Source organism: Spirillospora sp. NPDC046719 (genome assembly GCF_040645715.1).
Lineage (GTDB): Bacteria > Actinomycetota > Actinomycetes > Streptosporangiales > Streptosporangiaceae > Spirillospora.
Genome location: NZ_JBEYYT010000022.1, coordinates 1 through 24,841, shown reverse-complemented (window position 1 = coordinate 24,841; position 24,841 = coordinate 1). Strand labels below are relative to the sequence as shown.

25 protein-coding genes are annotated in these 24,841 nt (G+C 73.4%); 18 read left to right on the top strand and 7 right to left on the bottom strand.

What is annotated here, in order from left to right:
* Nucleotides 1–21: 21 nt before the first annotated feature.
* Entirely contained in the window at nt 22–1,356 is a 1,335-nt protein-coding gene (locus tag ABZ914_RS06485; protein WP_500192054.1) for a cytochrome P450, read from the bottom strand.
* A 121-nt stretch (nt 1,357–1,477) separates the two neighbouring features.
* On the opposite strand from ABZ914_RS06485, the gene ABZ914_RS06480 reads away from it, so the two are divergent.
* Nucleotides 1,478–2,131, top strand: a complete 654-nt coding sequence (locus tag ABZ914_RS06480; RefSeq protein ID WP_500192053.1) for a TetR/AcrR family transcriptional regulator — start codon at nt 1,478–1,480, stop codon at nt 2,129–2,131.
* 63 nt (nt 2,132–2,194) lie between these two features.
* Here ABZ914_RS06480 and ABZ914_RS06475 read toward each other — a convergent pair whose 3' ends face one another.
* Complete coding sequence (locus tag ABZ914_RS06475) at nt 2,195–2,638, bottom strand: winged helix-turn-helix transcriptional regulator (RefSeq protein WP_500192052.1); 444 nt, start codon at nt 2,636–2,638, stop codon at nt 2,195–2,197.
* Nucleotides 2,639–2,775: 137 nt separating this feature from the next.
* Between ABZ914_RS06475 and ABZ914_RS06470 the strand changes: the two genes are divergently transcribed.
* Nucleotides 2,776–3,645: an aldo/keto reductase family oxidoreductase gene (locus ABZ914_RS06470; RefSeq protein WP_500192051.1), complete on the top strand. Its 870-nt coding sequence runs from the start codon at nt 2,776–2,778 to the stop codon at nt 3,643–3,645.
* Between the two features lie 81 nt (nt 3,646–3,726).
* Here ABZ914_RS06470 and ABZ914_RS06465 read toward each other — a convergent pair whose 3' ends face one another.
* The gene (locus ABZ914_RS06465; protein ID WP_500192050.1) at nt 3,727–4,107 is read right to left on the bottom strand and encodes a DUF2255 family protein; all 381 of its coding nucleotides are present in this window, start codon (nt 4,105–4,107) and stop codon (nt 3,727–3,729) included.
* A gap of 206 nt (nt 4,108–4,313) precedes the next feature.
* Between ABZ914_RS06465 and ABZ914_RS06460 the strand changes: the two genes are divergently transcribed.
* On the top strand, nt 4,314–4,805 hold the full coding sequence (locus ABZ914_RS06460; RefSeq protein ID WP_500192048.1) for a DUF5994 family protein: 492 nt from the start codon (nt 4,314–4,316) through the stop codon (nt 4,803–4,805).
* A gap of 163 nt (nt 4,806–4,968) precedes the next feature.
* Here ABZ914_RS06460 and ABZ914_RS06455 read toward each other — a convergent pair whose 3' ends face one another.
* Nucleotides 4,969–5,265 (bottom strand): hypothetical protein, encoded by a 297-nt coding sequence (locus tag ABZ914_RS06455; RefSeq protein WP_500192047.1) that lies wholly within the window; start codon nt 5,263–5,265, stop codon nt 4,969–4,971.
* 190 nt (nt 5,266–5,455) lie between these two features.
* Here ABZ914_RS06455 and ABZ914_RS06450 point away from each other — a divergent pair, with 190 nt between their 5' ends.
* The 11 genes from ABZ914_RS06450 (at nt 5,456) to ABZ914_RS06400 (ending at nt 17,623) form a co-directional block, all read left to right on the top strand.
* Complete coding sequence (locus tag ABZ914_RS06450) at nt 5,456–6,178, top strand: TetR/AcrR family transcriptional regulator (RefSeq protein WP_190855411.1); 723 nt, start codon at nt 5,456–5,458, stop codon at nt 6,176–6,178.
* Between the two features lie 200 nt (nt 6,179–6,378).
* On the top strand, nt 6,379–7,605 hold the full coding sequence (locus ABZ914_RS06445; protein ID WP_500192046.1) for an ABC transporter substrate-binding protein: 1,227 nt from the start codon (nt 6,379–6,381) through the stop codon (nt 7,603–7,605).
* Between the two features lie 16 nt (nt 7,606–7,621).
* Nucleotides 7,622–8,473 carry a branched-chain amino acid ABC transporter permease gene (locus ABZ914_RS06440; RefSeq protein WP_500192045.1) on the top strand — a complete coding sequence of 284 codons (852 nt, stop codon included), beginning with the start codon at nt 7,622–7,624 and terminating at the stop codon, nt 8,471–8,473.
* Nucleotides 8,466–10,250, top strand: coding sequence for a branched-chain amino acid ABC transporter ATP-binding protein/permease (locus tag ABZ914_RS06435; protein ID WP_500192044.1), 1,785 nt, complete (start codon nt 8,466–8,468; stop codon nt 10,248–10,250). The genes ABZ914_RS06440 and ABZ914_RS06435 overlap by 8 nt, the downstream gene beginning before the upstream one ends.
* Nucleotides 10,247–10,987, top strand: coding sequence for an ABC transporter ATP-binding protein (locus ABZ914_RS06430; RefSeq protein WP_500192043.1), 741 nt, complete (start codon nt 10,247–10,249; stop codon nt 10,985–10,987). Before ABZ914_RS06435 ends, ABZ914_RS06430 begins: the two co-directional genes overlap by 4 nt.
* On the top strand, nt 10,984–11,940 hold the full coding sequence (locus ABZ914_RS06425) for an alpha/beta fold hydrolase (RefSeq protein ID WP_500192042.1): 957 nt from the start codon (nt 10,984–10,986) through the stop codon (nt 11,938–11,940). The genes ABZ914_RS06430 and ABZ914_RS06425 overlap by 4 nt, the downstream gene beginning before the upstream one ends.
* On the top strand, nt 11,931–12,848 hold the full coding sequence (locus ABZ914_RS06420) for an alpha/beta fold hydrolase (RefSeq protein WP_500192041.1): 918 nt from the start codon (nt 11,931–11,933) through the stop codon (nt 12,846–12,848). The genes ABZ914_RS06425 and ABZ914_RS06420 overlap by 10 nt, the downstream gene beginning before the upstream one ends.
* Nucleotides 12,845–13,993 carry a CapA family protein gene (locus ABZ914_RS06415; RefSeq protein ID WP_500192040.1) on the top strand — a complete coding sequence of 383 codons (1,149 nt, stop codon included), beginning with the start codon at nt 12,845–12,847 and terminating at the stop codon, nt 13,991–13,993. The genes ABZ914_RS06420 and ABZ914_RS06415 overlap by 4 nt, the downstream gene beginning before the upstream one ends.
* Entirely contained in the window at nt 13,990–15,228 is a 1,239-nt protein-coding gene (locus ABZ914_RS06410) for a CaiB/BaiF CoA transferase family protein (protein WP_500192039.1), read from the top strand. Before ABZ914_RS06415 ends, ABZ914_RS06410 begins: the two co-directional genes overlap by 4 nt.
* Complete coding sequence (locus tag ABZ914_RS06405; protein WP_500192038.1) at nt 15,225–16,361, top strand: 2-hydroxyacyl-CoA dehydratase; 1,137 nt, start codon at nt 15,225–15,227, stop codon at nt 16,359–16,361. The genes ABZ914_RS06410 and ABZ914_RS06405 overlap by 4 nt, the downstream gene beginning before the upstream one ends.
* On the top strand, nt 16,361–17,623 hold the full coding sequence (locus ABZ914_RS06400) for a 2-hydroxyacyl-CoA dehydratase (RefSeq protein WP_500192037.1): 1,263 nt from the start codon (nt 16,361–16,363) through the stop codon (nt 17,621–17,623). Before ABZ914_RS06405 ends, ABZ914_RS06400 begins: the two co-directional genes overlap by 1 nt.
* Here ABZ914_RS06400 and ABZ914_RS06395 read toward each other — a convergent pair.
* The 3 genes from ABZ914_RS06395 to ABZ914_RS06385 are packed head-to-tail and all read right to left on the bottom strand — an operon-like array spanning nt 17,601 to nt 21,230.
* On the bottom strand, nt 17,601–18,152 hold the full coding sequence (locus tag ABZ914_RS06395) for a GNAT family N-acetyltransferase (protein WP_500192036.1): 552 nt from the start codon (nt 18,150–18,152) through the stop codon (nt 17,601–17,603). The genes ABZ914_RS06400 and ABZ914_RS06395 overlap by 23 nt on opposite strands.
* Before the next feature lie 31 nt (nt 18,153–18,183).
* Nucleotides 18,184–19,629: an aldehyde dehydrogenase family protein gene (locus ABZ914_RS06390; RefSeq protein WP_500192035.1), complete on the bottom strand. Its 1,446-nt coding sequence runs from the start codon at nt 19,627–19,629 to the stop codon at nt 18,184–18,186.
* Nucleotides 19,630–19,667: 38 nt separating this feature from the next.
* Nucleotides 19,668–21,230: a GMC family oxidoreductase gene (locus ABZ914_RS06385; protein ID WP_500192034.1), complete on the bottom strand. Its 1,563-nt coding sequence runs from the start codon at nt 21,228–21,230 to the stop codon at nt 19,668–19,670.
* A 122-nt stretch (nt 21,231–21,352) separates the two neighbouring features.
* Between ABZ914_RS06385 and ABZ914_RS06380 the strand changes: the two genes are divergently transcribed.
* The 4 genes from ABZ914_RS06380 (at nt 21,353) to ABZ914_RS06365 (ending at nt 24,745) form a co-directional block, all read left to right on the top strand.
* Nucleotides 21,353–21,844, top strand: a complete 492-nt coding sequence (locus ABZ914_RS06380; protein ID WP_500192033.1) for a GbsR/MarR family transcriptional regulator — start codon at nt 21,353–21,355, stop codon at nt 21,842–21,844.
* A gap of 331 nt (nt 21,845–22,175) precedes the next feature.
* The gene (locus tag ABZ914_RS06375) at nt 22,176–23,417 is read left to right on the top strand and encodes an oxygenase MpaB family protein (protein ID WP_500192032.1); all 1,242 of its coding nucleotides are present in this window, start codon (nt 22,176–22,178) and stop codon (nt 23,415–23,417) included.
* A 76-nt stretch (nt 23,418–23,493) separates the two neighbouring features.
* Nucleotides 23,494–23,910: an ankyrin repeat domain-containing protein gene (locus ABZ914_RS06370; protein ID WP_500192078.1), complete on the top strand. Its 417-nt coding sequence runs from the start codon at nt 23,494–23,496 to the stop codon at nt 23,908–23,910.
* 229 nt (nt 23,911–24,139) lie between these two features.
* A complete protein-coding gene (locus ABZ914_RS06365) occupies nt 24,140–24,745 on the top strand; it encodes a TetR/AcrR family transcriptional regulator (protein WP_500192031.1) in 606 nt (201 codons plus the stop codon).
* Nucleotides 24,746–24,841: the final 96 nt, after the last annotated feature.

Here is a 24,841-nt window from a genome sequence, read left to right as displayed (position 1 = left end):
GGCCGGAGACACCGACCAGGACTAGCCGGAGTGCACGGAGGAGGTGGTCGGCGGGGTGAAGCCGCACGGCAGGCGCTTGTACCCGTTGATGAATCCGGAGACGAGCCGGTCGGGCTCGCCGGCGGTGATGTCCGGCAGGCGGTCGAACAGCTCGCGGAACATGACGGTGATCTCCCGCCGGGCGAGGTTGGCGCCCAGGCAGAAGTGCGGGCCGGGACCGCCGAACCCGACGTGCGGATTCGGCGACCGGGTGATGTCGAAGCGGTCGGGATCGGTGAAGACCGTCTCGTCGCGGTTGGCGGACCAGTAGAACAGCGTCACCCGCTCGCCCTTGCGGTAGGTGTGGCCGTTCATCTCGTGGTCGCGCGTCAGGTTGCGGCGCATGAAGATGACGGGGCTGCTGAAGCGCACGATCTCCTCGACCGCCCCCGCGATGCGCCCGTCGAAGTCGGCCAGCAGCAGCTCCCGCTGCTCGGGGTGCTCGGTGAACAGCCTCAGCCCGTGCGCGATCGCGTTGCGGGTGGTCTCGTTCCCCGCGACGACGAGCAGCAGGAAGAACGCGCCGAACTCGCGCGGGCTCAGCCGCTCCCCGTCGACGTTGGCGTTCACCAGCGCCGACGTCAGGTCACCGGTGGGCGCCGCCCGGCGCTCCCGCCCGAGCCGGGCGGCCAGCCGGTGCAGCCGCCACCCCGCCGACGCCACCGTGCCCAGCATGCGGAGCGTCGGGAGCCGTCCCATCGTCGGCCCGCCACCGCCGTACTCCACGGTGGCGCCGACGTACTCGGGGTCGCTGTAGCCGACGATGATGTTGGTCAGCTCCACCACGCGCCGGTGATGCCGGGCGGGAATGCCCAGCATGTCGCAGATGACCTCGACCGGGAGCCGCGCCGCGGCCTGGGAGACGAAGTCGCCGCCGCCGGCCCGGATCAGCTCGTCCACGATACGGGCGGCGCGCCGCGCGATGTCGTCCTCGGCCTTGGCGAGCATCTTGGGGGTGAACGCCCGGGAGACGATCCGGCGGATCTTGGCGTGCCGCGGGTCGTCCATGTCGATCATCGAGTTGAAGTACTTGTCCATCCAGCGGGGCATGTCCGCCGGGCTGGTCGCGCTGGGCTCGCTGCTGAAGATCTCCGGGTGGCGGCTGGCCTCGGTCACGTCGGCATGGCGGACCAGCGCCCAGGAACCGGGGCTCTGCGGGAGGAACGGCAGCTTGGGCAGGGTCATGAACACCGGTTCCGGCCGGGCGCGCAGCTCCGCGAACGCCCGGGCGCGCTCGTCCAGCGGCCGGGCCCAGAACCGCAGATCGCTCGGGTCGATGTCCGCCGGTGCCGGCTGTGGGGGGTTCTCCGTCGCCACCGGACCTCACGCTCCCGTCTCGCCGCGACGCTTTCTGGTGAGTCGATTCACCAGAAATATCCGGTGTTCAGCGTCCTCAGCTTCGCGGGCCGCGTCAAGGGGATGCGGCAGAATCGGAGCCGTGACCCCCGAGACATCCCGCGCGCGCCCCTACCGCGGCGTTCCCGCCGACCAGCGCCGGGCCCGCCGCCGGGCCGCGCTGCTCGAGGCGGGGCTGCGACTGGTGGGCACGCAGGGACTGGCGGCCACCACCGTGCGGAAGGTCTGCGCCGAAGCCGGGCTCAACGACCGCTACTTCTACGAGAGCTTCCCCGACCGCGACGCCCTGCTGCTGGCGATCGTCGACGACCAGGTCGCCCAGGGCACCGCCGTGATCCTCTCCGCCGCCCGCGAGGCCCCCCGCGACCCGCGGGCCCGCACCCGGGCCGTGGTGACGGCGGTGTTCGACTTCCTGACCACCGATCCGCGCCGCGCTCACATCCTCACGCGCGCGTTCCCGTCCTCTCCCCTGCTCCAGCAGCGGCGCGTCGAGATCGTCCGGACCCTGGCCGCCATCTTCGCCGCCCAGGCCCACGAGACGCTGGACCGCGTCCCCGTCCCCGGCACCGACCTGGAACTGACCGGCCTGACCCTCACCGCCGGCCTCTGGGACCTGTTCACCGCCTGGTTCCGCGGCGAGCTGGACATCGACCGCGACCACCTCATCGACTACACCGTGGCCCTGGTCCTGGCGACCACCGACCTGGCCGCCCCGCTCCACCACCGCCTCCGCTGACCGGAGCGAGCCCGTCCAGCGCTCCGGCCGCGCCGCCACGCCGGCGCCGGCGGTGGACGCCGTTCAGCCGGTCCCGGTGTCGTACACCGCGCGGTTCGCGATCACGTCGTCCATGTGGGTCTCGGCCCAGGTCTTCAGGCCGCGCACCATGCGGTGCAGCGAGACGCCCAGGTCGGTCAGCTCGTAGGTGACGGTGACGGGCACGGTGGGCACCACGGTGCGGCTGACGAGTCCGTCGCGCTCCAGCGAGCGCAGCGTCTGGGTGAGCATCTTCTGGCTGACGCCCGCCAGCATGCGCGACAGCTCCGAGTAGCGCATCGCCCGGGGTTCGCCAGCGCACTCGCCTTCCACCTGGCGCGGGCCGCCGCCGCCGAGGGCGGAGAGGATCAGCGCGACCCATTTGCCGGAGATCCGGTTGAGGAGGTCGCGGCTCGGACACGCCGCGAGGAACGCGTCGTACTCCACCTTGGACCGTGCCCGCCGCTGGGCCGCCGTCGTCGTCGCCACTGCCCGCTCCTTCGCGCCCTCTCAGGGTTTGCTACGCACTTTCAGGTGCCTACTTCCTTTCAGAACGTTACTCCCCGAGGCTGGCCGAAGAGCCGCAAGGCCCTTTCCCGGCACACCACCAGCGACAGAGGTAGCGAATGTCCTCCCCTTCCCTCCCCGGCGGCACCTGGACCCTGGGCGACCTGACGGCCTCCCGTTTCGGCTACGGCGCCATGCAGCTCGCGGGCCCCGGGGTCATGGGCCCGCCGGCCGACCGCGACGCCGCACTCGCCGTCCTCCGCGAGGTCAGGGACCTCGGGATCACGCACATCGACACCGCCGGCGCCTACGGGCCGCGCTTCACCAACCGGCTCATCCGCGAAGCGCTGCACCCCTACCCCGAGGCGCTGCACATCGCGACCAAGGTCGGCGCCGCCCGCGACCGGCAGGGCGGCTGGCCCCCGGCCCGCGAGCCCGAGGACCTGCGCCGCGCCGTCCACGAGAACCTCGAAGACCTCGGCCTCGAGGCGCTCGACCTGGTCGATCTCCGGCTCGGCGACGCTCAGGGGCCCCGGCCCGGCTCGCTCGCCGCGCCCCTCGGAACGCTCGTCGAACTCCAGCGGCAGGGCCTGATCCGGCACCTCGGCGTGAGCAACGCGACGGCCGAGCAGGTCGCGGAGGCACGCGCGATCGCGCCGATCGCGTGCGTGCAGAACATGTACAACCTCGCCTACCGGCAGGACGACGAGCTGATCGACGAGCTCACCGAAGAGGGCATCGCCTACGTGCCCTTCTTCCCGCTCGGCGGCTTCAGCCCGCTGCAGTCCTCGGCGCTCTCCGCCGTGGCCGGCCGGCTCGGCGCGTCGCCGATGTCCGTCGCCCTGGCCTGGCTGCTCCAGCGGTCGCCGAACATCCTGCTCATCCCCGGCACCTCGTCAGCGGCCCACCTGCACGAGAACGTCGCGGGCGCGGCAGTGCGGCTCTCCCCCGACGATCTCGCCGAACTCGACAAGATCGGCCGCCGGTGACGGTGTTGAAGATCGCTGTACGGCGATCATCCTGGTGGACTCTCGCCCATGCGCCGGCGGTGGTCCCGCCGCGGCGGCCGTTCAGCGCGGAGTGAGTTTCAGGGTGGTGGCGCGGGCGGTGTCGGCGACCATGGGATCGACGTACTGGCGGGCGTAGCGGCCGTACTTGGTGCGGTAGACGGTGTCGAGGCGGGCGTTGAGGTCGGGGTCGCCGGCCGCGTCGGTGAAGGTGACGTCCTTGGTGACGCCGCCGGAGCTGATGCGGCCGTGGCCGGTGGCGCGGGCGGTGCGGTACCAGGTGCCCTGGCCGCCGCGGTAGGAGCGGACGTAGAGTTCGTCGCCGTCGCCGACCACCCAGATCGTGGTGGGACCGCGCCGCCCGCCGCCGTCCTGGTCCGGTGCGATCTGCAGTTCGTCGGCGTTCGCGATCGTCTCCAGTTCCTGACTGGTCCAGCCGCTCATCGTGTGCTCCCCCTGGTTTCGATGTTGCCCGTTGGTTCGGTGGTGCCCATTACCGTGATTGCCCGAAATCCGCGGTCCGATCAGGGACGCGGCAGGGTTTTGCCCGAGCGCATGGCGTAGGCTGGCCATTCGAGGGCATTTCGCGCGCGGGCCGCCTTGCCGGCGCCGTCCTCGGGGATCACGACCCGGTCCTCACCGGACCGAGAATGGGGCCCTTCGAGATGGCCCGCCAGAGCACTCGACTCGCCCACCTTCCCGGCACGGCCGTGCCGCCCCTGATCCCGCCGCCGACGCCCCGGCTGCGCCTGAGGCCGGACGGCACCGGGCGCGGGATCATGGACGGCGGCTGGTGGCCCCGGTCGCGCGACGCGGCCGCCGAACTCCCCGAACTGGTGATCGCCCTGGCCGACCGGCTGGGCATGGCCACCCGCCTGACCATCGACTTCGACGACTGGGACCACGTCCCGCTCCGCATCACCGCCCTCGGCCGCGCGATCAGGGTGGGCTGGCTTCCCCATCTGGACCACATGGTCGCGGTCGCGTGCGGCCGTGACGAGCCGCTCCTCCTCTTGGTCATTCCGCCCGAGACGCCCCGGTCCCGCGCTGAGGAGGCCCTGGGCAGGACGGCGGCCGAGGCCGGCGATCCGCTGCCATGGGAGATCCTCGCCTCCTGCGACGTCTCCGCCGCCCGTCCATGAGCCCGGCTCGCACGAGGGGCGACGAGCGCATGACGATCAAGGACGAGTACCTCGGGCTGATGAGGGGCCTCGCCGGCGGCATGGCCGTGGCGGTGGTCGCCGTCTGCGCGGTCATCGCCGCGGTCTTCCTGATCGTCTCCTGAACGCCCCGCGCGCGCTCCGCCTACAAAGGCTCGCTGACCCAGCGCCACGCGCCGTCCACATGGCGCGCGCTGATCAACTGCGTGCTCCCGGAGGCCGCCGCCTCGGCGATCATCCGGGCCAGCGCGCGGTGGAAGTCGGCGGGCGGATGGCCGCCACCGGGCGCGCCCTCCAGGAGGGTCACGCTGACCTTCGCCTCGTCGCGCAGCTGCGCCGTCAGCCGCCCGGTCCTGTCCAGACGCAGGATCACGATCGCATCGGCACGGATCAGATCGCCGTCGGCGCCCGAGATCCACGCTGCGGGCAGAGTCCCGGTCATGGGCCTCACCTCCCCCGGTTCACCAGCCTCGGGCCCACCACTCCAACATAAGCGGCCCCACCCCGCAGACTTCCACGCCCCGGCGTCGGCGACCCTATTGACCGATCGATCGATCGATAGGTACGGTCGGCGGCAACGGTTCGATCGACCGATCGATCGACCGGAATCCGCAGCGCATCGAGGAGGCCGGATGAGCGGGAACGCCGAAGGGGCGGCGCGGGGGCGGCGCGGCCGCCGGACCGCGGACGGCGCGCCCGCCAGCGTCCGGCTCTCGCAGGCGGCGCTGGAGCTCTTCTCCCAGAAGGGGTTCCACGCGACCGGGATCCGCGAGATCGGCGCGCACGCCGGCGTGAGCACCTCGATGCTCTACCACTACCTGAGCTCCAAGGACGAGGCCCTGAGCGACCTCGTGCTGGAGGGGCTCAGCAGGCACGGCCAGGCGCTGGAGAACGCCTGCGCGATCGTCGACCGTCCGGAGGAGCAGCTCGCCGCCCTGATCGGCGTCCACATCATCATCCCCGTCAAGCATCCGCAGATGGGCCAGTTGCTGCAGCAGGAGCTGCACGCGCGCGACTGGTCCGACCATCCGGCGATCAGCCGTCAGCGCGCCCTCACGAACCGGCTGTGGACCGGCGTCCTGACCCGCGGCCGGGCGGAGGGCGTGTTCGCCTTCGGGTCGGCGTCGCTGGCGCGGATCGCGCTGATGCGCTCGACCACGCTGGTCACCCAGTGGTACAAGGCCGACGGCGCGCTCGGCCTGGACGCGGTGACCGCCCAGTTCGCCGACCTGGCGCTGGGCACCGTCCGCGCCCACCGGGACGGCCGGCCGCTGCGCTTCGACGACCTCGAAGCGCCGTCCGTCGCCCGGCTCGTCGAGGTGGTCGAGGACGCCCACCGCGACGTCTGGTGGTGACCGGCCCCCGAGGCCCCCTCCCGCCCGCCCCCCGCGGGCACCGCCCATCCCTCTGACCCACCCGCTCGACGCGGCGCGCCATGCGCGCGCGCCGCCCTTCCCGCATGCCGTGACGGCGGTGACGTCCGCGGCATCGAACACCCCACCCCACGCACTCCTTCGCGCCCTACGCGGCGTCGCGTCACCAAGGAGGTACCCGGATGTTCGCCAACACCGGGAGAAGCCGTCCATCCACCCTCACCACGCCGCCGTCCCGTCCACCGAGGTCGCGTGCGCGGATTCTCGGTGCGGCCGCCGCCTCGCTGCTGCTCCCCCTCACCGCGTGCGGGACGAGCGAGGCGGGCGGCGACGGCTCGACCATCAAGATCGGTTACATCGCACCGCTGTCCGGGACCGCCGCGCTCTACGCGGGGGGCTTCACCGGCGGCGTCGAGAGCGCCGTCAGGGTCCACGAGAAGTCCGGCGGCCGGAAGCTCGTCCTGAAGAAGGGCGACGACGCCAGCGATCCGGCCACCTCGACGCAGGTGTGCCAGCGCTTCGTCAACCAGGACCACGTCGACCTGATCGTGGCCGGGCAGCCCGCCGCCAACGCCCAGGCGTGCCGGGCCGTCGCCGCCGCGCGGAAGATCCCGTACGTCTCGTTCGCCACCGGCGCGACCGAGTTCTGCTTCCCGAACATGTGGAACTACGGCCCCTCCCCCAAGCAGGCGGCGCTGCCGCTCATCGAGTACCTGCTCGCGCACGGCTCGAAGAGGTTCTACCTGGTGGGCACCGACTCGGCCTCGCCGAAGGCGACCTTCGCCATCGTGCGGTCGCAGGTCGAGGCGCACGGCGGCACGGTCGTCGGCACCGGTTACGAGCCGCTCGGCACCTCCGACTTCTCGCCGGACATCTCCAAGATCGTCTCGTCCGGCGCCGACACCGTGTTCAGCGCCGTCGTCGCGGGCGACAACATCACCTACCACAAGCAGTTCGCCGCGAACGCGGGCACGAAGAAGCTGGTCCAGGGCGACATGCAGATGGTCACCAAGACCGCCCGGGCGCTCGGTTCCGCGGCGGCGGGCGTCGTCTACGCCGGCCCCTACGACCCGGCCGCGCAGAACGCCGCCAACACCGCCTACGTCGCGGCGCTCAAGGCGGCGGCGCCGAAGGTGAACCCGGGCGACGCCATCCTCGGCTACCAGGGGATGGCGCTGGTCGGCAAGGCGCTCGACGGCCTGCCCAAGGGCGCGAGGCCGACGTCCGCGGCCATCGGGAAGGCCCTGTCGTCCGCGACCACCGACACGCCGAGCGGCACGCTCACGGCCGGCGCGAACCGCTACGTGACGATGCCGATGCGCATCTGGAAGGTCGGCGCGGACGGCGCCGCCTCGTCGGTGCTGCAGACCGTCCCGTCCGCGGACCCGTCCGTCGGGTGCCGGCAGTGAGCGGGCGGGGACCGGCATGACCGTTCTGATCAGCATGATCAACACGAGCGCGACCACGCTGCTGGTCGTGATGGGGCTGGCGATCGTGCTGGGCCTGATGCACATCGTCAACCTCGCCCAGACGGGCTTCATGGCCGTCGGCGTCTACACCGGGCTGGAGGTCGGGCCCCGGCTCGGCTTCTGGACGGGGGCGCTCGCCGCCGCGGTGCTCGCCGGCCTGATCGGCGCCGCCGCCGAGACGCTGCTGCTGCGCCGCGTCCGGGAGCGGATGCTGGAGACGATGCTCGCGACCTGGGGCCTGTCGCTGATCCTGACCCAGCTCATCACGCTGCGGTACGGCCCGGACAGCCGCGTCATGGCGACGCCGCTGCACGGCTCGTTCCACCTGTTCGGCACCACCTGGCAGAAGTACCGGGTGCTGCTGGTGGCGGCCGCGATCCTGCTGGTGGCGGCGATGTGGGCACTGACCCGGTTCACCCGCGTCGGGCTGCGGGTGCGGATGTGCATGGCCGACCCGGACCTCGCCGAGGACAGCGGCATCAACACGCTGCTGGTCCGGCAGGCGACGTTCGTGCTCGGCTGCGCGCTCGCCGGGTTCGTCGGCGTCCTGCTCGGCCCGATCTCCGGGATCGATCCGAACTTCGCCGGCAACCTGCTCATCCCCGCGTTCCTCGCGGTGATGATGTCCGGCCGGACGCTGCACGGCCTGGTCGTCTCCGGCATCACCCTGTCGGTCGTGCAGGTCGGGTTCGCCTACTGGTCGAAGCCCGCGTACGCGACCGTCGCCGTCATCGCCGTGGCCGTCATCGTGCTCGGCCTCCTGCCCGACGGCATCGACCTGCGGCGGTTCAGGAGGGCCCATGTCTAGGCCGGTCGTCATCGCGACGGCGGCGGCGGCCGTGGTCGTGCTGGTGGCGCCGTACCTCACCGGCACCTACTACCAGCAGCTCCTCGCCCAGGCGTTCCTGTACGCGATCGTCGCGGTGAGCCTGGACTTCGTGTGGGGGTACGCCGGCGTCCCCGACCTCGGGCACGCCCTCTGGTTCGGCATCGGCGCACTGTCGGTCGGCCATGCCACCACGGTGCTGTCCGACGTCGGGCTGGTCACCGAGGTGCACGGCTCGTTCGGACGCTACGCCCTCGGCACGCTGGTCGGGGTCGCCGCCGCGACCGCCCTGGCCGCGAGCGTCGCGCGGCTGTGCCTGTCGTCGCGCCGCTCGAACGACTTCTACATCGTCGTGGTGACGCTCGCGCTCGCCACGGCCGCCGTCACCGTCTACGACCAGACGCCGGCGCTCGGCGGCGGCGAGAACGGGCTGTTCGGCTTCAACCTGCAGAACGTCACCCCGCTCGGCTGGTACTACATCACCGCCGCGCTGCTGGCCGTGACGGTCACGGTGGCGCTGGTGGTCGTGCGCAGCGACTTCGGGCTGCTGATGCGGGCCGTCCGCGACAACGCGCCGCGGGCCCGCTACCTCGGCTACAACGACGTCAACGTCAAGATCGGCGTGTTCACGGCGGGCGCCGCCGTCACCGCGCTCGCCGGGGCGGTGTTCGCGATGATGACCGGCGTCGCCAACGACGGCCAGTTCGGCTTCACGCTCGCCACCTCGATGCTGGTGTGGGTCGCCGTCGGCGGCCGCGCCACCATCGTCGGCCCGATGATCGGCGCGATCGTGATGAGCCTGGCCGGCGCCAAGCTGAACGAGCACTTCCCCGCCCAGTGGACGATCATCGAGGGCGCGCTGCTGATCGCCGTCGTGGTGTTCGTCCCCGGCGGGCTCATCGGCCCGCTCGTCCGGCTCGCCGGGCGGCTGCTCTCCCGCCGGTACCCGCCGCGCGGCCGCGCCGTCACCGCCGCGCCCGCCCGGCCCGCCGGGGAACCCGGCGGCGGGCGGCCGGTGATCCGCATCCGCGACCTGGTGTTCGGCTACGGGTCCCTGCGCGTGCTGGACGGCGTCACCCTCGACGTCGTCGCCGGGGAGCTGCTGTGCGTCGTCGGCCCCAACGGCGCCGGCAAGTCGACGCTGACCAGCGTCGTCACCGACCGGCGGCTGCGGGCGCAGGGCGAGGTCGAGTACCTCCTGCCGGGGCACCGGCTCGGCGAGCGCCCGGCGGCGCACCGGATCGCCCGCGCGGGCGTGGGGCGCAAGTTCCAGATCCCGTCGGTCTTCGCCAGCCTCACCGTGGCCGAGGCGCTGCTGCTCGCCGACCGGCGCGGCGCGCCGCCCTCGCCATGGCGGCGCAGCGCGACCGTCGAGGTCGCCCCGGCCGTGGTCGACATCGTGCGGATCGCCGGGCTGGACGGGCGGGCCGGCACCCTGTCGTCCGACCTCTCGCACGGCCTGCGGCAGGGCCTGGAGGTGGCGATGGCCGTCGCGGCGCGGCCCCGCGTGATCATCCTGGACGAGCCCACCGCCGGCCTGACCGCCCACGAGCGCCACGACATCGGCCGGGTGCTGGAGCATCTGCGCGACATCGGGATCGCGGTCGTGCTCATCGAACACGACCTCGACTTCGTCATCCGGGTCTCCGACCGCGTCGTGGTGCTGCACGGCGGCCGCGTCATCGAGGACGGCCCGCCCGAGACCGTCCGGGGCTCGGAGGTCGTGCGCAGCGCCTACCTCGGGACGGCGGTCCGATGAGCGCCGGCACCAGCGCGGGCACCGCGGAGACCCTCGACCTGCACGTCCGGGACCTCGACGCCGGGTACGGCGCCGCGACCGTCATCCACGGCGTGACGTTCGACGTCGCCCCCGGCGAGGCGCTCGCGGTCGTCGGCCGCAACGGCATGGGCAAGACGACGCTGCTCAAGGCGATCATGGGGCATGCCGGGCGGGCCGCCGGCGCGGTCCGCGTCGGCGGCGCCGATATCACCGGCCGCGCGCCGCACCGGATCGTGCGCCTGGGCGTCGGCTACGCCGCCCAGGAGGGGAACCTGTTCGCCGACCTGACCGTCGCGGAGAACCTTCAGGCGGCCACGATGCACGCCCGCCGCGGCCACAAGGCCGAACGGCGCGAGGAAGTGCTCGCGTACTTCCCGGTGCTGGAGAAGCGGCTCTGGCAGACCGCCGGCACGCTGTCCGGCGGGGAGCAGAAGATGCTCGTGCTCGCCCTGGCGCTGCTCCGCGAACCGCGGTTGCTGATCATCGACGAGATCAGCGACGGCCTGCAGCCCAGCGTCGTCGACACGGTCGGCGACGTCCTGCGGGCCGAACGGGAGCGGCGGGGCACGTCCCTGCTCATGGCGGAGCAGAACGTCGACCTCAGCCTCCGGGTCGCCGACCGCGTGGCCGTCCTCAAGCTCGGGCGGATCGTCTCGACGGTCGACAGCGCGGCCGAGGGCGTCCGGGACCGGCTGATGAAGGAGCTGGCGCCATGACCCGCCGTGCGGCCACCGGTCCGCCGCCTGCCGGAGACACGCGCGCGACGGGGCACGCGCGGGCGGCCGAGGGCTCGGTGCGGGTGGACGGCGCCGACCTGCGCTGGACGCGGCTCGGCCGCGGCGCGCGGACGGTCGTCGCGGCGCACCAGGGACCGGGCGGCCCGTCCCGTCCGCCGTGGCTGCGGATGCTGGCCGGCACCCCGGGCTGGAACGTGCTGTCCCTGGAACTGCGCGGGACCGACGGCACGTTGCGCCCGAACGAGGACCTGGGCGACCGCTGGTACCGGCGGTGGGCACTGGACGTCGCCCGCGTGGCCGAGGCCCTCGGCGAGACGGACTACGTCTACGCCGGAGCGTCGCACGGCGCGGTCGTCGGCTGGCACCTGGCGCTCGATCGCCCGCCGGGCCTCCGGGCGCTGATCTCGGTCGTCGGCGCACCGCACGGACGTGACGGCGGGTCCCGGCCGCCGTCCGGGTGGGAGCAGCGCGAGGCCGCCGTCCGCGACCGGCGGCTGGCCGAGGAAGTCTTCGCGTCGATGCGGCCGCCCACGTCCGACCCGGTCCGGCTGCGGCGGCGCGAGAGAGCGCGCGAGTCCTATCTGAAGGGCCTCGAAACGCTCGCCCAGAGCGCCCTGCCGCGGGCCGGCGTCGCCCTCCCCCACCTGCGCACCGACGCCGAGGTCGCGGACGCGCTGCGCGCCATCGACATCCCCGTCCTGGTCGCGGGCGGGATCCAGGACCGGCTCTGCCGGCCCGAGGACAACCTGCGGGCGGCCTCCGCCGTCCCCGGCGCCCGCCTCGTCCTGTTCCAGGACCACGGCCACACCACGCTTCTGGACGAGGAGCCGGAGCCGCTGATCGAGCAGATCCGGCTGTTCCTCGCCCCCACCGAACCACGGTCGACGCCGGACCACCGGCCCGACGATGAGGAGGGCTCCCCATGCCTGTGATGCAGATAGCGGACGCCGAGCTGTACTACGACGAGTACGGCGACGGAGACGAGGTCGTCCTGTCGTCCGCGATGGCGTTCGACCCGGGCGCGTACCCGGCCTGCCTGGCCGCGCCGCCCACCGGCTACCACGTGTACACGATCCAGGCCCGCGGCTACGGCCGGTCCAGCCACCCCGACGAGCCGCCCGCGCAGGGCTGGCTGGACCAGTGGGCCGACGACGTCCGCGCCTTCGCCGACCGGCTCGGAGTCGACCGGTTCATCTACACCGGGATCTCCCACGGCGGCGGGATCGGCTGGCACCTGGCGGCCCGCCGGCCCGAGCGGCTGAAGGCGCTGATCTCGGTGGTCGGCACCCCGCACGACCGCGACGGCGGCACCGCGTCGTCCGCCGGGCGCCGCCGGATGATCGAGAACCGCCGCTCCCCCGGGATCGTCGCCGAGCAGCTCCGGATCATGTACGGGCCGACCGACGACCCGGTGCGCCGCGCGGCCCGGGAGGAGCAGATCGCCCGCCGGGTCGAGCAGTACCTCGCCCAACCGGAGCGGGAGACCCTCATCAACCAGGGCAAGCCGTTCCCGGACGCGCGGACGGACGAGGACCTGGCGGAGGTGCTGCGCGGCATCCGCGTTCCCGTGCTGATCCTCGCGGCGATGCGCGACGGGGTCATCTCGCCCGAGTCGGCGCTGCGCGCCGCGCGCTCGGTGCGGGGCGCCAAGGCCGTGCTGTTCGAGGACGAGGGCCATTTCATCGGCACCGAGAGCCCGGAGCGGCTCGTCCGGGAGGTGCGCGTGTTCGTGGACGAGTTGAACGGCGTCGCCGAACCCTTGACCGCCGCACCGACCGCGCCACCGACCACTGCACCGACCACGCCAGCGGCCGCGACTTCGACCGGGGCCGGCGCATGAGCGCGGAGATCACCGTCATGGCCGTCGGCGACGTCATCCTCGACGAGCCCGGCCCCGCCTCTTTCTTCGACCCGGCGCGCGAGACCCTGCTGGGCGCGCACGTCGCGGTCGCCCACATCGAGGTCCCGCACTCGGACTCCACCGAGCGGACCAGCACCGACGTGCCCGCCCCGCCCGCCGACCCCGCCGCCCTGGCGGCGCTGCCCGGCGCGGGGTTCGGCGTCGCGACCCTCGCGGGCAACCACATCTACGACGCCGGCGCGACCGGCATCGCCGACACGATCCGGCACCTGGAGGCCAACGGGCTGGCCACCACCGGAGCGGGCCCGAACCTGCCGGCGGCCCGCCGCCCGGCCGTCGTCGAACGCGGCGGGGTGCGGCTGGCCGTGCTCAGCTACAACTGCGTCGGCCCTCGCGAGTCGTGGGCCACGTCCACCAAGGCCGGATGCGCCTACGTCCACGTCATGACCCACTACGAGCTCGACCACGCGAGCCCCGGCGGGCCGCCGCGCGTCTACACCTTCGCCGAGCCCGACGACCTGGACCGCCTCGCCGACGACGTGCGGGCCGCGCGCGCCGAGGCCGACGCCGTCCTGGTCGCCTTCCACAAGGGCGTGGGCCACACCCCGGCGGCGATCGCCATGTACGAGCGGCCGGTCGCGCACGCCGCGATCGACGCGGGCGCGGACGCGGTCGTCGGCCACCACGCGCACATCATGCGCGGCATCGAGGTGTACCGCGGCCGCCCGGTCTACCACGGCCTCGGCAACTTCGTCACCGTCACCCGCGCCCTCACCCCGACCGGCGGCGACAGCGCCGAGATCGAGGCCTGGGCGCGCCGCCGCGTCGAGCTCTACGGATTCACGCCCGACCCGGACATGCCGTTCTACCCGTTCCATCCCGAGAGCCGGAACACCGCCATCGCCACCCTGCGCTTCGGCGCGTCCGGCATCACGGGCGCGGGCTACGTGCCCTGCCGGATCGACGACCGCGGACGTCCCGTGCCGCGCCGGCGCGGCGAAGGCGGCGAGGACGTCGCCGGCTACATCGCCGACATCGGACGCCGCGCCGGGCTCGACACCGCGACGCGGTGGCGCGGCGACACCGAGATCGAACTGACCGGCGTGGACGGGAGCGCACGATGACGGCACGACCGCTGGACGGCAGGACCGTCCTGGACCTGACGACCGCGCTCGCCGGCCCCTACGCCACCCTGCTGCTGGCCGGCCTCGGCGCGACCGTCATCAAGATCGAGAATCCGGCGGCCGGCGGGGACGCCTCGCGCGGGAACTCCCCGTACGCCCGCGCGGACGGCCCGGCCGCCGAACGCCGCGACGCCCGGGACATGTCGGTGTCGATGCTGACCCGCGGCCGCAACAAGAAGAGCATCACCCTCGACCTCAAGAAGCCGCGGGGCCGCGAGGTCTTCGCCGACCTGGTCCGGCACGCCGACGTGGTGGTCGAGAACTACGCCGCCGGCACCGCCGACCGGCTCGGTGTCGGCTACCGGGCCGCGCGGGACGCCAACCCCCGGATCGTCTACACCTCGATCAGCGGGTTCGGCGCCCAGGGCGGCGGGTCCGGGACGGGCAAGGCGATGGACACCATCATCCAGGCGCTGAGCGGCGTGATGATGACGGCCGGGGAGCCGGGCGACCCGCCGGTGCGGTTCGGCCTGCCCGTCGGCGACCTGCTCGCCCCGCTGTACGCGGTCGTCGGCACCCTCGCCGCCGTCCTGCACGCCGACCGCACCGGCGAGGGCCAGCACGTCGACGTGTCGATGCTCGGCGCGCTCACCTCCCTGCTGGCGTGCGAGCCGTTCGACGCCTTCGAGGCGATGGGGCTGCCGGCCCGCACCGGGGCGACGGTGCCGCGGCTCGCGCCGTTCGGCGTGTTCCCGGCGTCCGACGGCTGGATCGCCCTGTGCGGCCCGACCGACGCGTTCGCCCGCGGGGTCTTCGCCGCGATGGAACGTGCCGACCTGGCCGGCGACGACCGCTTCGCCACCCGCGACCGGCGCGTCCGCAACGCCGCGGACCTGCACGAGATGATCCGGTCCTGGACGTCCGGGCTGGCCCGGGCCGAGGTGATCAAGCGGCTCGCCGACCACGGCGTGCCGGCCGCGGAGGTGCGCGAACCGGCCGAGGCCGTCCGGGACGCATCCGTCCTCGCCCGCCGCGAGGTCGTCGAGCTCGTCCACCCCGACCACGGCCCGACCGGACTGCTCGGCCCCGGCATCCCGATCACGTTCTCCGTCTCCGGCGCCGGCCTCGACCGTCCGGCGCCCCACCTCGGCCAGCACACCGAGGAGGTGCTCGGCGGGCTGCTCGGCTACTCCGCCGGGCGCTTGGCCGCGCTCGCCGACGAGGGCGTGCTGTGAGCGCCGTGCCCGCCGCGCTCAAGGAACTGCGCGACGCCTACGACGACCGCGCCGCCGCGATCCGGCGGTGGCGGGCGACCGGCGCGCCCGTCGTCGGGTGCGTGGGCGCCGACGTCCCCGTCGAGCTCGTCACCGCCGCCGGCGCGCTGCCGGTGCGGCTCGCCGGAGACCCCGGCCGCGACCGCGCCCTCGCCGACCACTACCTCGGCACCGGCCTGGACCCCGCGTCCCGCTCCATCCTGGCCGGGCTGCTGCGGGGCGAGCCGGACCTCGACCTGCTGCTGGTCTCCAACGACTGCGCGGGCTCCCTGCGCCTGTTCTACACCGTCCGCGAACTGCAGCGGCTCGGCGTCGAACCCGCTCTGCCGCGCACGCACCTCGTCGACATCCTGCACCTGCCGCACCGCACCACCACCCGCTACAACCGCGTCCGGCTCGCCGAGACCAAGGAACTGCTCGAACGCTGGTCGGGACGGCGCATCGGGGAGGACGACCTCTCCGCGGCCGTCCGGCAGCACGACGAGGCCCGGCGGCTGATGCGCGCACTGCGGCGGCTGCGCACCGCCGACCGCCCCGCGCTGCGCGGCGAGGAGGCGCTGATCGCGATCGGCGCCGGCGCCGCGCTCCCGGCCGGCGACCACGCGGGGCTCCTCGTCCGGCTGCTGCGCGCCGAGGCCGGCCTCCCCCGCCACGACGGACGGCGGATCTACCTCACCGGCAGCGCCCACGACGGTCCCGCGGTGTACCGGGCGATCGAGGACGCCGGCCATGTGATCGTCGCCGACGACCACGACTGGGGCGACGCGCTCGCCGACCCCCTCGTCGGCGAGCCCACCCTCGACGCGCTCGCCGAGCGGTACCAGTACCGGGGACCGACCTCCGCGCGGTCGTCGATCCGGGTCCGCGCCCGCCAGACCGCCGCCATCGCCGAACGCTCCCGTCCCGACCTGCTCGTCTCCTACGTCCGCGCCATGGACGAGGCGCCCGCCTGGGACTTCCCGGCCCAGCGCCGGGCGGCCGGCGTGCCCGCGGTGATCCTCGAACACCGCCGCTACGGCGAACTCGGCGACGACGCCCTGCCCCTCATCACCGGCGCCCTCGGCGCCGCCCGCCCGAAGGGAGAGGCCCTCTGATGGCCCGGCGGAACAAGCTCCTGACCTCCTCCGAGGAGGCCGCCCGCCACCAGCGGGAATGGTTCGCCGGACTCCGCGAGGCCGTCGCCGGCGGCGAGCCCTTCGCCCTGGTCAACGCCGACGCCCCGCAGGAGATCTTCCGGACGATGGGCATCCCGTACGTGGTGAACCAGTGGTGGGCGTCCGTCGTCGCCGCCAAGCAGCGCACCGGCGAGTACCTGCGGACCCTCCGCGAGCACGGCTACCCCGACTACTCCGAGCAGTACAGCGCCACGTCCCTGGCGTCCGCGTTCGCGGAGGTCCCCGACCCGCCGTGGGGCGGGCTGCCGCGCCCCACGATCGTCCTCGGCGAGACCACCGGCGACGCCTCCCGCAAGCTCTTCGACATCTGGGAGGAGCAGGACGGCGTCGCGTACTACCCGCTGGAGAGCGCCGCCGCCGACACCGTCCCGGTCAACTGGTGGGACCTCATGCCCGGGCAGTGGGAGAGCGCCGTCGGCACCCCCCGCCTCGACCTGATGGTCTCCGAGCTGGAAGGGCTGGTGCGCTTCCTGGAGACCACCACCGGCCGCGTTTTCCGCGAGTCGCGGTTCCGCGAGGTGATGGCGCTGGTCAACGAGCAGGAGGAATGGAACCGCCGCACCCGCGACCTCATCGCCCGCACGCGCCCCGTCCCGCTGCGCGTGGACGACAGCATCTCCAGCGTCATGATCCCGCAATGGCACCGCGGCACCGTCTGGGCCCGCGACGCGGCCAAGCGCTTCCACGACGAGGTCGCCGAACGCGTCGCGGCCGGCGAGGCCGCCTGCCCCGGCGAGCGCCTCCGGCTGATGTGGATCGGCCGCGGCCTCTGGTACGACATGGACTTCTACCGCCACTTCGAGGAACGCCACGGCGCGGTGTTCGTCTGGTCGATGTACCTGGCGATCGCCGCCGACGGCTACATCCGCTACGGCGACGACCCGATGCGCGCCCTCGCCGCCCGTTTCGCCGCCTTCTCCGACCAGCTCTACCGGCCGCCGTGGTCGACGGAGTGGTACCTCAAGGAGGCCCGCCTGCACCAGGTCGACGGCGTCGTGCACCTGGTCGGCGAGGACGCCCGCAGCGGCTGGTTCATCACCGAGACGCTCGAACGCGCCGGCATCCCGGTGTTCGAGCTGCGCGCCGACAACGTCGACCAGCGCACCTACGACCTGGTCGCCGTGCGCGACGAGATCGACCAGTGGCTCACGACCCGCGTCAGCGCCCGGACGGTGAAGTAGCCGCGCCGGGGCCGCGGCCGTGCCACTCGCGGTCGAGCATCGACATCTCGATGGACGACCACCAGGCGCCGTCCACCTCGACGACCTCCCGGGACAGCCCCTCCCGGACGAACCCCAGCCGCTCGTAGAGGGCGATGGCCGTGCCGTTGTGGGCGAAGACCCCCAGGCCGAGCCTGTGCACGCCCATGTCGTCGAACGCCACCCGCTGGACGGCTCCGACCAGCGCGGCCCCGATGCCGCGGCCGCGCTGGGCGGGGTCGACCAGGACGCGTCCGAGCCGGGCCGTCCGGCCCTGCGGGTCGACGGTCAGGGACGCGTGCGCGACCGCCTCGGCGGGGCTCTCCTCGTCGATGAACGTCCAGATCCGGAGCCCCGGACCGGCCTTGGCCGCGTACCGGGCGAGCTGCGCGCGGTCGAGCGGCCACGTGAACCCGGTGGGGCCCGACCACATCACCAGGGCGGCCGGGCCGTCGACCCACGAGACCAGCGCGGGGGCGTCGGCCTCGCCGAAGTCGCGCATTCCGATCATGGCTCCAGCTAAGCAGGGGGCCACGGCATCATCAATGCGAACTCTCGTCCGGCGGCCCGGCGGGCGCGGGGGCGGTGTGGATCGAGACGGGACGGGTGGCGGCGTCGTAGGCGGCCCTGGACCCGGTCGCGCCCATGCCGCTGTCGCCCGCCGGCTCGTACAGCCGCTCGGGGCCGCCGCCCTGCCACCGGTTCACCCAGACGACCCCGGCCGGGATCGCGCGGGCGGCGGCCATGTGCGCGGGATCGTCGGTGTAGACGGTGGCGGCGAGGCCGAAGCGCGTCCTGGCCGCCCTGGCCAGGCCCTCCTCGAAGGACGGGACGACCGCGACCGGGGCGAGGGGACCGAAGGTCTCCTCGGTCATCACGAGCATGGAGTCGTCCACGTCCGTGAGCACGGTCGCCGGGTAGAAGAAGCCCCTGCCCTCGGGCGTCTCGCCGCCGACGCGGACCTTCGCGCCGCGCTCGACGGCGTCGGCGACGTGCCGTTCGACGATGGCGCGCTGCCGCTGGTCGACGAGCGGGCCGAGCACCGTCGACTCGTCGCGGCCGTCGCCGAGGGTGTAGGTCCGGGCCGCGTCCACGAGCGCGTCGACGAACGCCTCGGCGACGTCCTGGTGCACGTAGATGCGCTCCATCGACGTGCAGATCTGGCCCGAGTTGGCGAACGCGCCGAACGCGACGGCCGCGGCGGTGGCGACCGGGTCCACGCCGGCGTCGACGACCACGGGGTCCTTCCCGCCGAGTTCGAGGACCGAGCGGGTCAGCCGCCCGCCGGTCTCCGCGCCGACCTGGCGGCCCGCCTCGACGGAGCCGGTGAAGTGGACGAGCCCGACCCGCTCGTCCGCGACCAGCGGCACGCCCGCCCGGGAGTCGCCGTGGACGAGGTTCACCACGCCGGGCGGCAGGTCCGCCAGCTCCAGCAGCCGCACCGCCGACATCGGGGACCGCTCGGACGGCTTGAGCACGACGGTGTTCCCCGCGGCGAGCAGCGGGCCGATCGCGCCGAGCGTCATCGGCACCGGGAAGTTCCACGGGACGATCACCGCGGCGACGCCGACCGGGGTGCGCAGGATGGTGGTGGTCCCGCCGTCCGGCCCGGCGACCGTCTCCTCGAAGGGGTAGTCGAGGGCCTCGGCCACGGCGGCCTTGAACGCGAGCGCCGCGCCGCCGATGAAGGCCGTGCCGAGCGCGACCGGCTTGCCCATCTCGCGGCATTCGATCTCGGCGAGCTCGGCGGCGTGCCCGGCCACCGCGTCCGCCCACCGGGTCAGCCGCGCCACCCGCTCGGCGACGGGCAGCGCCGCCCAGGCCGGCCCCGCCTCGGCGGCGGCGTCCACGGCCAGGCGGACGTCCTCCGGCGAGCCGCTGGGGCAGCGGGCGACGGCCTCCCCGGTCGCCGGGTCGACCACCTCGTGGAAGGCGTCGCCGCGGGTGTCCGCCCGGCGTCCGCCGATGAGGTTCTGCAGAGTGTTCACTGGACGGTGCTCCTTGCCGGGTCCGTTGCGTCCGGGGGTCAGGCGAGGCGGTCGGCCATGAGCTCGCCGACCATGATCGATGCCAGGTTGGTGTTGGCCCGCGGGACGGACGGGAAGACCGAGGCGTCCACCACGCGCAGCCCCTCGAACCCGCGAACGCGGCAGGACGGGTCCACCACCGCGGAGTCGTCGCCCGCCGCCCCCATCCGGCAGGTGCTGGTGCCGTGCTGGGCGTCCACCGCGGTGGCCAGCAGGTGGTCGCCGAGCGCCGCGTCGTCGTCCAGGACCTCGAACAGGCGGGCGTTGGCGGCCTCGACCGATCCGGTGACGACGGCGGCGGCCTCGGGGCCGCGCGCCAGCTCGACCAGGGCGCGGACGCCGTCGCGCAGGCGCGCCAGGTCGCGCTCGTCCGACAGCATCCGCTCCCGCACCTCGGGCTGGACCCGGGGGTCGGCGGACGTCAGGGTCAGCGCACCGCGCGAGTGGTTCTGGTTGAGCCACACGCCGAAGCCGCCCATCGGGAACCTGGTGTCGGCGCTCTCCATCGCCAGCACGTTCATGTTCAGCGACACGAACATCATGTCGTGGACGAGCCCGGGGGCGCCGCTGCTGTAGCGGACGCAGACGTTGGTGTGGCGGTCGTCGGCCGTCCTGACCGCGGCCTCGGCGGTCAGCGGCAGCCCGACGACGACCATCGGGTGGTCCTGCATCCCGCGCCCGACGGGGAGGTCCGCCCGCACCTCGATGCCGAGGCGGCGCAGGTCCGCGGCCGGGCCGATGCCCGACCGGAGCAGGATCGCGGGCGAGTGGATCACCCCGGCGCTGAGCACGATCTCGCCGGCGTACTCGGTCGCCGCCGTCCCGGCGGTGACGACGCGGACGCCGACGGCCTGGTCGCCGTCGAACAGGACCCGGTCGACCAGGGCGTCGCCGCGGACGGTGAGCCCGGGCAGCGACCGGGCCGGTTCGAGGTAGCCGTCGTTGACGGTGACGCGGCGCCCGTCACGCGAGTTGATCGGGTACGGCGAGACGCCCGCCGCGCCGGGCGCGTTCACGTCCGGCGCCCAGGCGTGCCCGGCGGCCCGCGCCGCCGCGGCCAGCGCGCCGTCCACGCCGCCCCACCGCTCCCGCGGCATCCGGAAGATCGGGGTGGGGCCGCCGCGCCCGTGGTAGGGCTCGTCGCCGAACTCCTCGTCGTCCTCCAGCCGGGCGAAGTACGGCAGGACGTCCTCGGGCGACCAGCCGGCGCAGCCGGCGGCGGCCCAGTCCGCGAAGTCCTCCATCGGCGGGCGGATCGCGATCTGCCCGTTGATCGACGAGCTGCCGCCAGCGCCGCGGCCGCGCCAGTAGGGCGCCTGCGGCTGCCGGTCCGTCCGGGACGAGGTGACGCCGTCCCACACCAGGCCGGCGACGGCTTCCGGGTCCATCAGCGCGCGCGCCGGGTTCGGCGAGCGCCAGGCTTCGTGCATCTGCGCCGACCTGTAGTCGGGCCCGGCCTCCAGGAGCAGGACGCGCTTGCCGCGCTCGGCCGAGCGGGCGGCGAGGGCCGCGCCCGCGGACCCCGCCCCCACGACGATGACGTCCCAGCCCGTGTCCGTCACGGCGAACCTCCTGCGTTCGGCTCGGGAGCGCGGATCCGCCGATGTCCGGACCGCTGCTGGCCGGTAGACTGCCTCCTCGGGGAAAGTTCAGTCAAGAGTGAACTTTCATTTTCTTCTGATCGATGGGAGTCCCGGCCGTGTCGAGCCCCGCCCGCGACGATGGCCCCGCCGACGCGAACGCCCTGATCGACGACTTCGGCCTGCGCATCGGCCGCGCGATGGGATGGCCCCCGATGGCCGGGCGCACCGCGGCCGTCCTCATGCTCGGCGAGGCCCCCATGACCATGGCGGAACTGCAGGCGGCGCTGGACGCCAGCAAGGGCTCGATGTCGGAGATGACGCGCCTGCTGGTCGAGAACGGCACCGTCCGCAGGTTCAAGCAGCCCGGCTCGCGCCATTACGTCTACGAATGGCGCGACGACGCCTGGGCGGGCTGCCTCCAGCACCAACTGGACGCGACGGCCGAGCTACTGGCACTCGCCGAGAGCGCCCACGCGCGCAGCACCGGCCTGCCCGAACGCCAGCGCGAACGCCTCCGCCAGATGCACGAGTACTACACCATCATGGTGAGCAGCCTCGAAGCGCTCCTCACGCAGTACAAGCGATCCCACTGACGCCCCCGCCGGACACGATGCCGTCCGCCGGCGGCGCGCTCGATCCCGAGCCCGCGGTGCACGTCCTTCACCGTCCCGCCCCGGTAGGCGGCCGTTCCCCGGCCATCTCGCAGCCAACTCGCCAACAACTATTGGCGGGACGCCAATAACGGTCTAGTGTTCCGGGTGGCTCACCGGAAACCAGGGTGTGTCCCTTGCCGCGGCGGCCGACCGGACCGCGCTTCGCACGTCCCCGCGGCGGGCCACCGGCTTCCCGCGTGCCGAAGGCGGGCCGCGACGATGCGTCACCGCGTGTCAGGAAGGTGTCTGGCCCCCGAGGAGGAGCGAAGGCATGGAGAAACCCAGCAGGCGCAGCGTGCTGATGGCCGGCGGAACGCTCGGCGCGCTCGGCGCGCTGACCGTCGCGACGCCCGCGCGAGCGAACTCACTGTGGACGTGGTCGCCCAAGGGCTCGGTGGTCGGCCGCGGCGAGGGCGCCGACCCGAGGTGGGTGTGGGACGAGGAGGCCGACCCCCTGGTCGCCTCGCTGCTCGAACGCGGCGACGTGCCCAAGGTCAACGACCTGCTCAAGACCTGGACGAAGAACGGCCAGGCGCTGCCGAGCGGGCTGCCCGCGGATCTGCGCGACTTCCTGGAGCGTGCCCGGCAACTGCCCTCCTGGACCGACCAGGGCAAGCTCGCGAAGGCGTTCGAGTTCAACCAGAAGCGCGGCCTCTACCTCGGCGTCACCTACGGGTTCGCCAGCGGGATGATGAGCACGGCCATCCCCCACGAGGCGCGCGCGGTCTACTACTCCAAGGGCGGCGCGGACATGCGCGACCGCATCACCAAGACCGCCAAGCTCGGCTACGACATCGGCACCGAGAAGGCCTTCCAGCCCGACGGCGAGATGATCGTGACCTGCGTCAAGACGCGGCTGGCCCACGCGGGCGTGCGCAACCTGCTGCCCAAGTCCGCCTACTGGACCAAGGTCGCCGACGAGAAGATCCCGATCAGCCAGGCGGACATGATGGTCACCTGGCACAGCCTGCCGACGACGGTCATGAAGCAGTTCGCCAAGTGGAAGGTGGCGGTCCCCGAGGACGAGTCCGCGGCCTTCCTGCACTCCTGGCAGCTCGCCGCGCACATGCTCGGCATCAAGGACGAGTACATCCCGAAGTCGTGGGACGAGGCGAACTCCCAGGCCGCCCAGGTCCTGGACCCGATCCTCGCGCCGACCGACGAGGGCATCAAGCTCGCGGACATGCTGCTGAACCTCGCCGCGTTCATCGACGGCGGCATCCTCACCAAGCACATCCTCGGCGCGCTCACCCGCTACGTGCTCGGCGACGAGATCGCCGGCTGGCTGAAGATCCCGCGGGAGCCGGTGTGGGATCCGGTGTTCGAGAACCTCTGGCCGCCGTTCGTCGCCGTCCGCGAGGGCATCCTCGACATCACCAAGGCGCCGAAGGAGCTGCGGGAGTTCTACTGGGTGTTCGACGAGATCATCCGGCAGGGCGTCCTGCTCGTGCTGTCCGGGGCCGACTACCCGATCAGCATCCAGATCCCGACGACCAACAACCCCAACTACTGACCGGCCCCTCCGGCCACGTCCGCGGCGCGGGGGGGGCGGCGCGCCCCCCCCCCGCGGGTGGCGGGCGGGCGGCCGCCTGCCGAAGGCGCTGGACGCCCAGCGGCGCGAGCTGCTCGCGCGGGTCCAGCACGGCGACACCCCCGGCGTGCTCGCCCTCCTGGACGCCGGGGTCGACCCGCGCGTCCGGGACGCGCGGGGGCGGACGCTGCTGCACGCGCTGCCGATGCTGGACTGGGAGCCGCTGCTGCCCCGGCTGCTGCCCGTCCTCGACCTGGAGGCCCGCGACGGCTGCGGGCGGACGCCGCTGCACGTGGTGGTGTTCGAGGAGGGCCCGCCCGCGCTCGTCCGCGCGCTGCTGGACGCCGGGGCGCGGATCGACGTGCAGGACGAGGACGAGATCTCCCTGCTGCGCGTCATCGGCTGGCGCCGCTCCGACCTCGGCTTCCTGGAGAAGCGGATCCGGGACGAGCATCCGGAGCTCGACGACTGGTGAGGGACCGCCGCCGTCCCGCCGGTCGAAACCCGCTCGACTTCCCCCTGAGGCCATTTGTACATACCGACTGGTCGGATTCTCCTGAAGATAGAATCGGGGGGCGGCGCCGTCGACAGCCGGTTTCACCCGCCTCGACGACGGCCGTTCTTGGACCGGGTTCCCGCCCGGTAGGCTGACGGCTGATCAGGGGCGGCGGCGCGGGGGCGGCCGCGGACGGAGGTGGAGAGTCGTGACACAGGCCTCGCTGGGGCGGCTCTCCGACGACGTGCCCCTTCCCGACCGGCTGCTCGCCGTCGCCACCCGGCTGTTCGCCGAGAGGGGCTTCGAGGGCACCTCGGTCCAGGAGATCGTCAACGCCGCCGGCGTCACCAAAGGCGCCATGTACCACTACTTCGGCTCCAAGGACGATCTCCTCTACGAGATCTACCACCGGCTCCTCGGCCTGCAGATGCGCCGGCTGGAGCAGATCGCCGACGGTCCCGGCACCGCCGAGGAGCGGCTGCGCGCCGCCGCCCTCGACGTCCTGGAGACCTCGTTCCTCTACCTGGACGACTTCACCGTCTTCTTCCGCTCCACCCACCTGCTCCCCCGCGACCGCCGCGAGGCCGTCCGCGCGGAACGGCGCCGCTACCAGGAGCGGTTCCGCGACCTGGTCGAGGAGGGCCAGCGCGAGGGGTCCTTCCGCACGGACATGCCCGCCGACATCGCCGTCCTCTTCTTCTTCGGCACCGTCCACCAGATCGGCACCTGGTACCACCCGGGAGGCCGCCTCAAGACCCGCACCATCGCCGAGCACTACGTCGACCTGTTCCTTAACGGGCTGAAGGAGCACTAGGGGTTTTCTGGTTTTCTCCCAGGGGGGCGCCCCCTGGAACCCCCACCACGGGCAGGCCCGCTGCGCTCGCTCCGCGTGCCTGCCCGTGGTGGCGGC

What these genes read in the sequence shown, in the direction of transcription:
- ABZ914_RS06430 (WP_500192043.1), top strand. Translation starts at nt 10,247, where the DNA reads ATGAGCGCCGGCACCAGCGCGGGCACCGCGGAGACCCTCGACCTGCAC.
- ABZ914_RS06415 (WP_500192040.1), top strand. Translation starts at nt 12,845, where the DNA reads ATGAGCGCGGAGATCACCGTCATGGCCGTCGGCGACGTCATCCTCGAC.
- ABZ914_RS06455 (WP_500192047.1), bottom strand. Translation starts at nt 5,265, where the DNA reads ATGACCGGGACTCTGCCCGCAGCGTGGATCTCGGGCGCCGACGGCGAT.
- ABZ914_RS06400 (WP_500192037.1), top strand. Translation starts at nt 16,361, where the DNA reads ATGGCCCGGCGGAACAAGCTCCTGACCTCCTCCGAGGAGGCCGCCCGC.
- ABZ914_RS06450 (WP_190855411.1), top strand. Translation starts at nt 5,456, where the DNA reads ATGAGCGGGAACGCCGAAGGGGCGGCGCGGGGGCGGCGCGGCCGCCGG.
- ABZ914_RS06435 (WP_500192044.1), top strand. Translation starts at nt 8,466, where the DNA reads ATGTCTAGGCCGGTCGTCATCGCGACGGCGGCGGCGGCCGTGGTCGTG.
- ABZ914_RS06395 (WP_500192036.1), bottom strand. Translation starts at nt 18,152, where the DNA reads ATGATCGGAATGCGCGACTTCGGCGAGGCCGACGCCCCCGCGCTGGTC.
- ABZ914_RS06445 (WP_500192046.1), top strand. Translation starts at nt 6,379, where the DNA reads ATGTTCGCCAACACCGGGAGAAGCCGTCCATCCACCCTCACCACGCCG.
- ABZ914_RS06440 (WP_500192045.1), top strand. Translation starts at nt 7,622, where the DNA reads ATGACCGTTCTGATCAGCATGATCAACACGAGCGCGACCACGCTGCTG.
- ABZ914_RS06380 (WP_500192033.1), top strand. Translation starts at nt 21,353, where the DNA reads ATGGGAGTCCCGGCCGTGTCGAGCCCCGCCCGCGACGATGGCCCCGCC.
- ABZ914_RS06460 (WP_500192048.1), top strand. Translation starts at nt 4,314, where the DNA reads ATGGGGCCCTTCGAGATGGCCCGCCAGAGCACTCGACTCGCCCACCTT.
- ABZ914_RS06420 (WP_500192041.1), top strand. Translation starts at nt 11,931, where the DNA reads ATGCCTGTGATGCAGATAGCGGACGCCGAGCTGTACTACGACGAGTAC.
- ABZ914_RS06375 (WP_500192032.1), top strand. Translation starts at nt 22,176, where the DNA reads ATGGAGAAACCCAGCAGGCGCAGCGTGCTGATGGCCGGCGGAACGCTC.
- ABZ914_RS06425 (WP_500192042.1), top strand. Translation starts at nt 10,984, where the DNA reads ATGACCCGCCGTGCGGCCACCGGTCCGCCGCCTGCCGGAGACACGCGC.
- ABZ914_RS06465 (WP_500192050.1), bottom strand. Translation starts at nt 4,107, where the DNA reads ATGAGCGGCTGGACCAGTCAGGAACTGGAGACGATCGCGAACGCCGAC.
- ABZ914_RS06410 (WP_500192039.1), top strand. Translation starts at nt 13,990, where the DNA reads ATGACGGCACGACCGCTGGACGGCAGGACCGTCCTGGACCTGACGACC.
- ABZ914_RS06470 (WP_500192051.1), top strand. Translation starts at nt 2,776, where the DNA reads ATGTCCTCCCCTTCCCTCCCCGGCGGCACCTGGACCCTGGGCGACCTG.